Here is an 11,229-nt window from a genome sequence, read left to right on the forward strand (position 1 = left end):
TGCTGCCAAAGGCCGCCGGCAACAGGGCTTCCACCAGGCTCACCTGACCCACCGCCTTGCGTACTATCGGCCGCCTCCCATCCTGATGGGCAGGATCGAATCACAGCAGCACGGCCAAGGCCAGGGTTTCGCGGCAGTCTCAACTGGCTGATGCGGGCCTTGCTGGCTCCAACAAAGGGTTCCGTCCGCGCCTGGATGGCCGGCGCCACCGCACTGCCATCGTTCATGCCGACAAGGTCTTCGGCAATCCTGGCCGCCTCAAGACGTTCAACGGCCTCTCGATGGCGAAGTCGCGCATGGTCGAACCGGTCGCGAGCGACCGTCATGGGGTCCGCTATCAACTTTTCGAGCTCCGTCTTTGCGGCAGTATTCCTGGTGAACATCTGATCTCTCCCTGGCCACCTTCGGCCCCTGTCTTGCAATATACAAATTAATTGTGTATAATGCAAGAGCAAGTAGTTGGAAGTTCTTTGCCCTGCGTCCGCATTATTCTGTTGTATTATAACTGCCTTGCCGCAAATCTTCTCAGTAACGAGCAATATATATTGAAGTATATAGACAAAAGCCACTTTCATGACTCGATTGGGTCTACGACCAATGAAAAACCTACCAAATAATGGTTTATTTGTCTTAGCAGGGCGCTTCCACGGGTATGCTGATGGAGCGCATATCGTCGCAGATCGCCGATACAACAAGAGCAGGAAGCCTAGTTTTTCAACGGGTTGGTCGGTTTCTCGCGATCAAATTCTGCATGTTCGGAGGGTCAAAGCTTAGCCAAAGCTAACTTTTCTCCGATTCACGAAGGTAGGGAGATGATGAGGCCAATGCGGTCCTTGAGTGGCGGGCTGGAAGGATTGCACTACCCCCCTCCCTGGCAAGACCACCGGGTCGGCGTGCACCAGCGGCTCAAGCGGCCAGGGCCATATAAGGAGCCAGTTCCACTCTGGTCTGCTCCGCACTGGCAAGTTCCTTCCATTCGACAAGGTCACCATCCACGGCACACGGTCCCCAAGTAGCAACGACGCATTCGCTCTCGTGCATGTAGTTCGAGTAGTAGAGCACCTCTGAACGCTTGATGGTCCGGCGGAGGACCAGCGGAGTGCCCCGCTGCGGGTGCCTCATTGCGAACCAGGCGGCGGTGCTACGATTGGTGCTCCAGGAGTATCCCCAGGCGGCGGATTGCTGCGACGCACCAGAGGTTCCTCGCCAGATGGTCAACTCATCAGGAAGCATCGAGTTCTGATAGTTGGCAGCACGGAACCAGCGCACGAGTTCGGCTCGCGTCTTCGTCCGCTGCAAGATCTTCTTGTGGCTGTTGTGCCAGCCATCTGCCAGAGCCAGCCTCAGGCAATTTTCCGGGAGCCCCATAAGGTAAATCCATTGTACAAACAGATCGATGCATCTCCGGTAGAAGAACGACAGCTCTCGAACTGCTTCGACGTCGCCAGCCGCGGCATGAAAGAGCAGCGCCCGCGGTTCTGGATTGGCTTTGGCATAAAGTTCTGCAGCCAATCGATCCACAATTCGCCTGTGCCTGTCATCCTGGAACCGTAGCATCCTGATTTTCCTTACCTCTCAAAGCCTTGCGGGCTCACGTGTTCACAATCAGGTCGTTGAGCCTGATGATTACTTCAGGCTGTAGCTGGCAGCCTACGAGTTGGAGAAGATGACCGGCACTCGTGGTGCACGCTCGTCCCGTCTGCCAGCGCCACGGCCGCCGAGTGCCGCCAGTCCACCGCCCGCTGGCATAAGCGGCAGGTGGAGCCGTCGAGGAGCATGAGCAACTGACGCTTGTGAGCCCGCACCCGCTCGAGCAGGTCGGGTGGAGGCCGGGCTCCATGGCCGCGCAGCATCAGTGAGCCATGCTCGATCCGCACCTCGATCCCGATGTCGGTAAGCTGCGAGAGCATGCTCAGCGCATCGTCCGCAGCATTCGTGCCGCTGATGCTGATTCTGTCGGTTTCGCCATTATGAGACGTATTGCGCATGCGCGCGCGCGTACGGTCGATAATACGAAAACGATCAAAATCGACATTTTCGGCATTGGCCGCCTGAGGGCGGCTGTGCGAGACAGCTACTCTCATAGGCGCTCCTCCCAGCTGCTATGAGGCGGCTCTTTCAGCCCGATCCCAACGAAACCCATGCCCACCGCCTCGCGCTTGCGCTGGTGGCCACGCTCATCGAGCTTCCTGCCTAGACCACTGGCCGTGCCCGGATGCTGGCCGCGCTCTTCCGACCAAGACTTCCAGTCGGCGAACAAGGTCTGCAACGAGGACCATCCGATCCTTGCTGAGAGCACGCAGCGCTCGTCCAGCCACTGGCCCAGCATGTCTTCTGCGCCAAGGTAATCTTCGGTGGCGGCGCGGACACTGTCCGGCGGCTGCAGCCCGACCTTCTGCCATTCCAGGCAGCCGTCGATCAGCCAGCGCAGAATGGCCGGCCATTCTGCCTTCAGCTTATCGGGCAGGTCCGGATCGCGCTCCTCCTTGGGGATGTTCTGCAGGAAGGGCAGGAGCAGCACGCGCCGGCGGATGGCCTCGTCCACGCCGCGGAAGCTGGGCTTCGTGTTCCCTGCCACGAAAAGCGTGAAGGCAGGCTCGAAGGTGAAGAAGTCTTGCCTCATATACCGAGCGGTGATGGGATCTCCACCGGTCAGGCCCTTCAGTTTCGGCTCGTCCCAGGGCTTGCCGGGCGAGAGTTCGGAGGCGATCACCAGCCGGGCACCTTGGAGCATCGCCATGTCAGTGGGATGACGCTCGCTCCGGCTCTCGAGGAGGAGATCAGGCGGTGCTGTCGCGGCGTACCTGCCCAGCAGCCGGCTGCAGGTGTTGAAGAGGACTCCCTTCCCGTTACCGCCCATGCCCCACGCAAAAAGCAGGACGTGTTCGATCGCCTTGCCGATCAGGGCGTAGCCTAGGGCGCGCCTGACGAACGGGATGAGGTCCAGGTCGTGGCGGAAGATCCGCTCAAGGAAGGCCTCGAATACCGGCGCCGGCGTGCCCGGCCCGGCCGGTGCGACGGCCGTCAACTTGCTGATCCGCTCGGCCGGATCCGGCTTACGTAGCTGCCCGTCCCGCAGATCCACCGTGCCACCTGGTGTACCCAGGAGGTACGGGTCGCAGTCGAAGTCACCCGGCAGGGCAGCTATCCCCTCGTTCGAGCGCCAGAGGTTCGCCACCGCCGCGATCGTCGTTCCCTTGAGTGCCTCGTTCTTAGCCTTGTCCGGCAGCCCTGGGCACTGCTCGACCTTGGCGCGGATGAAGGTCCGTGTCCGGGTCAGATGTTCCAGCCGCTCATCAATCTGCCAGTGCGTGCCGGTCCAGAACAACCACTTGCCGAACAGCGGCACATACAGCGCCTCGCCGTCCCAGATCGCACCCAACTCAAGTGCAAGGCTGTCATGGGCAAAAGCTGGCGGCAGCACCTCGGGCATGCCATCAGCCTGGGCACCGGCACGGGCGCGCTCGGCAGCCTCCTCCAGCCCGGACTTGCCCACCATGTCGGCCATGGCGGCTTCGAACTGGTCATCGTTCGGATCGTCCTTCGGCAGCAGTTCCTTGTCAGTCATGGCAGATCCCCGCCAGCTTGAGGACGTACCGCCATCCGCAGCGAGTAGGTCGGATCCCGTTCCAGGTCTTCATGGTGTAGTCCGGCCGGTCCTTCGCCGACTGGCGCGACCATGCCAGCCAGACGCCCAGTCCGTGCTCGGGAAGAGCAGCCTTCAGGCCGTAGCCGACAGCCACCCATGCATCGTAGACTAGGCCGTTAGGGTCGATCGACCGGATGGCTCGTAGGACCTGGTCGACCTCCTGCAGGCTACGCGCCGGCCTCGGCCTCAGCAGAGACGAGGCGCTGGCGCGCCCACGCGGCTTCTGCAGCGAGCGGCCGCGGGCTTGTCCGCCAGCGCGGCAGAACATTTCATGGGCCATTCCGATGATCCTGCGCGCCATCTGCTCGGTGAGGAGGGGCAGATCCTGCCATTCGAGATCGAGGGGCGAGTCGAAGGGCCAGCTGTAGGGCCGGCCGGTGCCGGGATGGATGCCAAACGCCACGAACTGCGCGCCAGCGCACAGGATCTCGACTCTATGCAGCTTATTGTCTGGCTGATCGCCGGGCAGGACGTACTCGACCGTCGCCAGCTTCGAGAACGGCGAGTCCGTTCGAAAGAGACGCAATCGTTTGGGCGCAGCGCCGAAGCGGACCGGCGCATCACCGGCCAGTGCGACAACAGCCCGGTCGATCTCGTCAGCCAGCTCTGGGTCCCGAACATCGATGTCAACAGCGGGGTTTCTGTCTGTCAGTAGGCCAACGCCGCATCGACCGAAGGCTCGGAGCCGCGTCGCGACCGGCCGCGGCTCCCGCCAGTTGGCAACCGCGGGCTTCTTGCCGCCGTTTGGTTCGCACGGGTCGGGCAGCGAGATAGGGATGGACTGGAAGCCATTCGCTTCAAGCCTCGGCGCTACGCTGCCGAAGCACCAAGAAGGTATAGCTTCAGCTTGAGTGGGCGGGGCAGCAGGATCTGCCTTGCTGCCACCCACTGTCGGTCCCTCGCCACGATCATTGAACTCGTCTCCGTTGGACATCCCGGAGATATCGTGCAGCAAACCGCCATCGCTTGGCGTGAGAGGGCGCGAGGGCGCAATCAGGCAGTCCATCATCGGCCGCGTCATCGGACAACGTCAGCTGTGTCGCCGATCAAATCACGTGCCCAAGCGTCGAGGTCAGCCGGCCTGTAGAGTGGGAACCGTCCAGCCTTCACGAAGCTTGGACCGCCACCGACACATGCAAGTTTAGCGAGAGTTGCAGGCTTCCGCTGGATACCCCAGACACCGGCTAAGTATTGCGAAGCCGCATCTCGGCGCATGTACATTGCCTGCCGCGGTACATCATTGGCAGTAACACGAGGAGCAGGAACTGGGATGTCAGCAGTTTTCACGTCGGTCGCTCCATCTCTAGAAAGTGCGAGAACCGACGGAAAGTGTATGGAGGATTACTGTGGTTCGTAATTTGACAAGAACAGAAGGCTTTTTGTCATGGGGAGCGGCGATAGGCAGCGGCTGCATTCAGCAAGCAGGTAAGCGGGTCCGGGTACATCTTGAGGACCCGCTCGTAGCGCGAGCCGGATCGGTTTAGTTCCGGAGCTACCCACCGCTGTACGGTGCGCCGATCTACGCCGAACAGCTTGGGAACGGTCGAATAGGGTAACGAATCCGAAAGGAAACCTTCCTTGGCGAGCACCATGAACTCGACTGCTATTTCAATAGCAGCCGCTCGCGCTGGACTCTCCTTGGTTGTGGGACGGTGTGCCGGCTTTGGGCTGGGAGCCGTTTTTGTAAGGAGCCAGAATGCGTAGGGCCCAAACAAAAGCATGCACCTCGTGTCCTTGTTCAGTTTCATTAATCGGCGCCGCATTACCTCCAGGATGACGGGAGCACGAGCATTGTTTTGCACAACTAAATATTCATACTGATTCGCCATGTATCCGAATAGCCGGAATAGTCTGATGTCAAAATCAAAAGGATCAGCATCCCACGGAGATATACCAAGTTTCAAGGCTGCTTCTTCAAAAAGATCAAGCTTCTTAATACTGATTCTATATTCATCTGCCCTCTGTACCCGTTCCGAGAACTCTCGGAAGAAACGAGCTTTATGCTCAGGATCGCTTGTGAGCATTTCAGCCTCTACGCCATTTACGACCGATGTTCCAATGAATGCCGCATGCCAGTCTAGCTGCGATGCCCTCATTGAGTAGGGATGTACACGTCGTCGTTCCGGGTTAGAGTTCATTGCTTTCTTCTGCCAATGCGATCACTCACTGTACTCAGCCAACGGCCGGATCTACCTGCAGCGCTGTTTGGCTTCGCCCGCCTCAAGCGCCGTCGCGATCTTCTGGCCGCCCAACTCGACCACGGCATGGACTGGATCCAACGCAACGTGGCTGTACCGCTCGGTTGTAGCCGTATTGCTGTGTCCCAACGCCTTCCCAACCAGGAACAATGATCCGCCGGCGGCGACTGCTGCGCTGGCAAACGAGTGACGGAGCACATGCAGGGTCACGTCGTCACCGAAGCTGGCAAGCTTGCGTACTCGGTCGAATGCTTTGGTGATCCCAACAGCAGGCCCATCACCGCGGGCAGCGGGATAGACCCATGGCGACAACTGGTCGCGCTCATTCACCACCCGTGGAAGATTCGCCAGAAAGGTACGGGCTGCCGTTGTGAGCGGAAGCAACTTTGCTCCAGACTTAGAGTCTGGCAGACGTAGGCAACCGGCTTGAAGATCCACATCTTGCCACCGCAAGGTGAGCGCTTCTGACTTTCGACAACCAGTCAGCGTGATGAGGCGGATTGCGTTAGTGAAGGTTCGGGACATGCCTCGGCTCTCCGCTAGAGCCAGCGCGCCGCCAAGCCTTTCCACCTCATCAGCTGACAGGTATCGTTCCCGTCGTTTGGCCGGGATGACGTGAACCTTTTCAGCCGGGTTCCGGACCAGAAGGCCCTCGCGCACGCCCCAGGTTAGGACGGCTGCGAAGTATGCCGTAATGCGGCCGGCGATCCCTTCACCTCCCGAGAGAAGGATGCGACCCCTGGCCTTTCCACTTGCCACCGGATCAGCTGCGGTTTCACCCTGGGCGATCCTCCGCTGCATCCGTTCGATGTCGGCTCGGGTCAATTTCCCGAGCTTTAACTTGCCTATCAGAGGTGCGACATGGTGGCGCATACCGCTGCAGTAAGTCTGAGCCGTACCGGCCTTGAGAAATGCGCCACCCACTCGGCCAGGCTTCGCACGCGGGCAGCCGGCCTCAATCCAGCGATCAATCAGCTGGACGACAGTTAAGTCTGCCTTAGCAGCGTCGCGTTCGGCAGCTGGGTCTTCGCCACGATCAAGCGCTGCAATATATCGACGTACCGCGACTCGGGCCTCCTCGGCCTTCAGGACCCCGGCCTCACCCAGGACGATCCTACGAGTAGATCCGCCGCGTTGCCCCCGCAACCGTGCCTGGAAGACCCAGAACTTCCGCCCGCTCGGCCGGACCCGGACGCCTAGTCCCTTTAGATCGTCGTCCCAGACGAAGTATTCCTTAGGTTGGGCCCGAAGGCTCTCTACCAGCTTCTGACCCAGCTTTGACATGACATCCCCGCTTCCTGGGCCTCACGATCTTGTGGATGGAAGCCCCGTGGAAGCCCCAGGCGGTAATTTGAGGCAATTTCTGCTGTTACCTCTAGATTACCTAGTGCCTTTTGTCATTAGATTTCAGCTGCTTATGGAGGCTATGGCAAACCTCAGAAAGCTCCAGTAACGAGTAACCTCTGTAATCGCACTCTAGAGGTCGTCGGTTCGATCCCGATCGGCTCCACCACCGGCCTTCCTCGCTTCATACGTCCTGCTGCCCCATCCCGCATGCCTTGGTCTGGACACACGGGTACGGTGTCGTTCAGCGGCGTGTCTTTCGTCCAAATTTATCCTTTACTGTCGACAGAGGGTGCCGGCAAACGGAGCCGCGACCAAGATGTCCGCCGGCCGCTGGCGCTGGCCCAGACGGCGAGCCATCTTGAGCGAACGTGGCTGGCGCCCGTGCAGGTCCATGGTGGGCTTGCAGGGTGGACCGGGCGCGGCGATTTGTTGTGCCCGCGCGAATGTTCGTCGGGCGGGGCGATGGCCAGGGACAGCGGCGGTTGAAGGCCGGCGCTGTCAGGTCGTGCCTCCTGGAGTGGATCTGCGCATGAAGATCATTGTCTGTGGGTTCGGATATGTCGGTGCGACGGTGGCCGCCTGCCTGCTACGCGAAGGCCATGCGATCGTCGGCGTCGACATCAGTCCCGACAAGGCAGCAGCGATTTCGGCGGGCGAATCGCCGATCCATGAACCAAGCGTGGGCGATTTCCTGCGGATGGGCCATGCCGATGGTCGGCTAGTCGGTGCTACCGACGTCGGCGACCATGTGCTGGACGCGCACATGGCCCTGATCTGCGTCGGCACCCCCAGCAAGCCCAACGGCTCGTTGGACTTGTCGTTCGTGGTCAAGATCGCGCGGCAGATGGGCGAGGCGGTGCGCCGACGCGATCCGTCCCTTCCGCCGATCCTGCTCGTGTTCCGCAGCACGATGCTGCCGGGCTCGATGGACAATGTGGTGCTGCCGAACTTGCTGGAGACGGCCGGCGAGGCGCCGGGTGGTCGCTACGAGGTGGCCTACAACCCGGAGTTCCTGCGTGAAGGCACGGCGATCGCAGACTATTTCGCGCCGCCAAAAACCGTCATTGGCGAACGGGCCCCTGGCACCGCCAAGCGGATGCTCGGCATCTGCGATGGCCTCGACGCGCCTCTGTTCGAGGTGTCGTTCTCGGTAGCCGAGATGGTGAAATATGCTGACAACAGCTTTCATGCCCTGAAAGTAGCCTACGCCAATGAGATCGGGCGGCTGGCACTGTCGCTGGACATGGCGCCGCAGCGGGTCATGGAGATCTTCCTCTCCGACACGAAGCTGAACATCTCGCCCTACTACCTGCGGCCGGGTGCTCCGTTCGGCGGATCCTGCCTGCCCAAGGATGTCCGCGCGCTGGCGGCCTGCATGCGCGACAACGGGGTGAGCGCTCCAGTGATGGAACACATCCTCGCCAGCAACGCGAGCCACAAGAGCTTCCTCGTGCAGGAAGTGGGCAAGCGCGTGGCGGTGGGCGGCCGGATCCTGCTGCTGGGCCTGACCTTCAAGAGCGACACGGACGATCTGCGCGAAAGTCCGCTGCTCGATCTGGCCGAGCACCTGATCGGCAAGGGCTACAAGCTCTCCATCTACGACCCGGATCTCAAGACCGACGCACTGGTCGGCGCCAACCGGCGCTACGTGCAGGAGCACCTCCCGCATCTGTCGAGCATCCTGGTGCAAGACGTCGCTGCAGCCGCGGCCGCGGCGGACCTCGTCGTGGTCGGCAAGGCCATGCCGGGTGTTGTCGACCGGCTCGGCAGCTCCGTGCCTGTCTTCCCGATCCATCGTCTCTGAGAAGGCAGTACGATCATGGTGCAGGGTAAGTCCGGCCTGCCGATGACCATGGAGGTCGAGCCTACGAAGGAGACCTTCCGGATCACGATCGTCTATGGTCGCCTGCCGCTGCCGATGAAGCGCGCGGACCAGATGACCGTGGCCCACCTGATCGCCTTTCTGAAGGCGCGCGGCCACCAGGTCGATCTGCTGACACTCGATGACGGCGAGGCGCTGAAGCCCGAGCATGAATCCTGGCTCAAGGCGCACTGCCGCAAGCTCACCATCCTGCCCCAGGGCAAGCGCCGCAGCCTGATCGGCATGGCACAGGGCTTGGCGAAGAAGCTGCCGCTCCAGGTCGGCTGGTTCAGCAACCCCCAGCAGCGGGAAGCGGTGCGAGACATCCTGGCCAAGGGCGAGGCGGACGTCGTCTACTGCTACACGATCCGTGGTGCCGAGAGCATTCGTGGCTTACCCAGAGGTAATGCCGTCACCTTCCTGGCCATGCAGGTGTCGCAGTCGCTGAACACCCGCCGGATGATGGAAACCTTCACCACGCTGCGCGACAAGCTGATCTTCTCGACAGAGAGCAAGCTGGTTCGCCGCTACGAGGCGCATGTCTGGCAGGACTTCGACCGTGTGGTCCTGATCGGTGAAGCCGATGTCGAGGAGGTCAAGCAGGCCTGCCGCGAGTACGGGCAGCCCGAGGTGAGCAACTGGGTGTTCGGCGCGCATGGCGTGGACATTACCCGCTACGTGCCGCGCGGGCGCGACGTGGTCGAGCCCAACACGCTGGTCTTCTCCGGTGCGATGGGCACCAACACCAACGCGAACGCCGCGATCTGGTTTGCCGGCAACGTGTTCGAGAAGATCCGTGCCGCCGTGCCGGACGCGCGCCTCCTGATCGTCGGCCGCAATCCGCGGCCTTCCGTGCAGGCGCTGGGCAGCCGTCCTGGCATCACCGTGACCGGCGAAGTGCCGGATCCCGCCGACTACATCGCGCGCGCTGCGGTCTGCGTGAACCCGGTCATGGCCGGTGCCGGCATGCAGAACAAGCTCCTGGAATTCCTGGCAATGGCCAAGCCCACGGTGGCGACCACCGTCGCCAACGAGGGCATTCGCGCGACGCCTGGCGAGCACCTGATCATCGCGGACAAGCCCGATGACTTCGCGCGCGAGGTCGTGGCGCTGCTGAAGGACGAGGCGCGCGCTTCCGAGCTGGGTCAGGCGGCGCGGCGCTATGTCGAGCAGCACTGGACCTGGGAAGCCCACTGGCTGGAGCTGGAGACGAACATGCTGAACGCGCTGAAGGCCAAGCGCGGGACTGTTGAAGCGAGGCCGCTGGTCTCAGCCTGACCTCGATGCCGGTCAAGCGGCGTCCGGCCGAACCGCCCAGCCTGCGGATCGCTACCTTCAACATCAACGGCATCGTCCGCCGCCTGCCCCGGCTCCTGGATTGGCTGCGCGACACGTCCCCGGACGTGGTCTGCCTCCAGGAGCTGAAGGCACCGGACGAGTGCTTCCCGGCCAAGGCCATCGCTGATGCCGGCTACGGTGCCGTCTGGCACGGGCAGAAGAGCTGGAATGGCGTCGCCATCCTGGCGAAGGGCGCCGAGCCGATCCTGACCCGCAAGGATCTGCCGGGCGATCCTGATGATCAGGAAAACCGCTACATCGAGGCGGCCGTCGAAGGCATCCTTGTCGCCTCGCTCTACGCCCCCAACGGCAATCCGCAGCCGGGACTGAAGTTCGAGCGCAAGCTCGCCTGGATGAACCGCCTCCTCCTCCATGCCGCCGACCTTGCCGCACAGTCCGTGCCCGCCGTGCTGGCCGGCGACTACAACGTGACCCCAACTGACCTCGACATCTACGCCACACGCTCCTGGGGGAAGGACGCCCTGATCCAGCCCGAAGCCAGGGCGCGTTTCGCACGCCTCGTGGAGAGCGGCTGGATCGATGCGATCCGGGCGCTTCACCCCGACCGGCCCATGTACACCTTCTGGGACTACATGCGCCGCCGCTGGGAGCGGGATGCCGGCCTCAGGCTCGACCACCTCCTCTTGAGCCCGGCTCTGGCCCCCAACCTGCTGGAAGCAGGGGTGGATCGTGACCAGCGCGGCTGCGAGGGTGCCAGCGATCATGCACCCGCCTGGATCACGTTGCGTCCCGTGCGACGCTAGACCTGCCGCCTGCCAGGGCAGACGATGCTTGCGGCCCATGTCCTTACCTGAAAAGAGCATGGAGCGATCAAG

At 61.9% G+C, this 11,229-nt stretch carries 9 protein-coding genes; 3 read left to right on the top strand and 6 right to left on the bottom strand.

The window, feature by feature from the left end; genetic code table 11:
• Positions 1 to 906: 906 nt before the first annotated feature.
• The 6 genes from VHL31_RS13035 to VHL31_RS13060 all read right to left on the bottom strand — a co-directional run bounded on the left by VHL31_RS13035 (position 907) and on the right by VHL31_RS13060 (position 7,131).
• A complete protein-coding gene (locus VHL31_RS13035; RefSeq protein WP_329661652.1) occupies positions 907 to 1,557 on the bottom strand; it encodes a hypothetical protein in 651 nt (216 codons plus the stop codon).
• Between the two features lie 74 nt (positions 1,558 to 1,631).
• Entirely contained in the window at positions 1,632 to 2,084 is a 453-nt protein-coding gene (locus VHL31_RS13040; RefSeq protein ID WP_329661653.1) for a hypothetical protein, read from the bottom strand.
• Complete coding sequence (locus VHL31_RS13045) at positions 2,081 to 3,568, bottom strand: phage/plasmid primase, P4 family (RefSeq protein WP_329661654.1); 1,488 nt, start codon at positions 3,566 to 3,568, stop codon at positions 2,081 to 2,083. The genes VHL31_RS13040 and VHL31_RS13045 overlap by 4 nt, the downstream gene beginning before the upstream one ends.
• Complete coding sequence (locus VHL31_RS13050) at positions 3,561 to 4,670, bottom strand: PriCT-2 domain-containing protein (RefSeq protein WP_329661655.1); 1,110 nt, start codon at positions 4,668 to 4,670, stop codon at positions 3,561 to 3,563. The genes VHL31_RS13045 and VHL31_RS13050 overlap by 8 nt, the downstream gene beginning before the upstream one ends.
• A 361-nt stretch (positions 4,671 to 5,031) precedes the next feature.
• Positions 5,032 to 5,787, bottom strand: coding sequence for a hypothetical protein (locus VHL31_RS13055; protein WP_329661656.1), 756 nt, complete (start codon positions 5,785 to 5,787; stop codon positions 5,032 to 5,034).
• Positions 5,788 to 5,838: 51 nt separating this feature from the next.
• Positions 5,839 to 7,131 (bottom strand): tyrosine-type recombinase/integrase, encoded by a 1,293-nt coding sequence (locus tag VHL31_RS13060; protein WP_329661657.1) that lies wholly within the window; start codon positions 7,129 to 7,131, stop codon positions 5,839 to 5,841.
• Positions 7,132 to 7,723: 592 nt separating this feature from the next.
• Here VHL31_RS13060 and VHL31_RS13065 point away from each other — a divergent pair.
• The 3 genes from VHL31_RS13065 to xth are packed head-to-tail and all read left to right on the top strand — an operon-like array spanning position 7,724 to position 11,157.
• Positions 7,724 to 8,998, top strand: coding sequence for a nucleotide sugar dehydrogenase (locus VHL31_RS13065; RefSeq protein ID WP_329661658.1), 1,275 nt, complete (start codon positions 7,724 to 7,726; stop codon positions 8,996 to 8,998).
• 15 nt (positions 8,999 to 9,013) lie between these two features.
• A complete protein-coding gene (locus tag VHL31_RS13070; protein WP_329661659.1) occupies positions 9,014 to 10,333 on the top strand; it encodes a glycosyltransferase in 1,320 nt (439 codons plus the stop codon).
• 41 nt (positions 10,334 to 10,374) lie between these two features.
• Positions 10,375 to 11,157, top strand: a complete 783-nt coding sequence (gene xth, locus VHL31_RS13075) for an exodeoxyribonuclease III (RefSeq protein WP_349262431.1) — start codon at positions 10,375 to 10,377, stop codon at positions 11,155 to 11,157.
• Positions 11,158 to 11,229: the final 72 nt, after the last annotated feature.

Origin of the sequence: Geminicoccus sp., assembly GCF_036263595.1 — a bacterium.
In the GTDB taxonomy this organism is placed as follows: domain Bacteria; phylum Pseudomonadota; class Alphaproteobacteria; order Geminicoccales; family Geminicoccaceae; genus Geminicoccus.

Bases quoted from the DNA above. Each gene is read 5' to 3' on its own strand.
- VHL31_RS13050 (WP_329661655.1), bottom strand. From the start codon at position 4,670: ATGACGCGGCCGATGATGGACTGCCTGATTGCGCCCTCGCGCCCTCTC.
- VHL31_RS13060 (WP_329661657.1), bottom strand. From the start codon at position 7,131: ATGTCAAAGCTGGGTCAGAAGCTGGTAGAGAGCCTTCGGGCCCAACCT.
- VHL31_RS13035 (WP_329661652.1), bottom strand. From the start codon at position 1,557: ATGCTACGGTTCCAGGATGACAGGCACAGGCGAATTGTGGATCGATTG.
- VHL31_RS13040 (WP_329661653.1), bottom strand. From the start codon at position 2,084: ATGAGAGTAGCTGTCTCGCACAGCCGCCCTCAGGCGGCCAATGCCGAA.
- VHL31_RS13045 (WP_329661654.1), bottom strand. From the start codon at position 3,568: ATGACTGACAAGGAACTGCTGCCGAAGGACGATCCGAACGATGACCAG.
- VHL31_RS13070 (WP_329661659.1), top strand. From the start codon at position 9,014: ATGGTGCAGGGTAAGTCCGGCCTGCCGATGACCATGGAGGTCGAGCCT.
- VHL31_RS13065 (WP_329661658.1), top strand. From the start codon at position 7,724: ATGAAGATCATTGTCTGTGGGTTCGGATATGTCGGTGCGACGGTGGCC.
- VHL31_RS13055 (WP_329661656.1), bottom strand. From the start codon at position 5,787: ATGAACTCTAACCCGGAACGACGACGTGTACATCCCTACTCAATGAGG.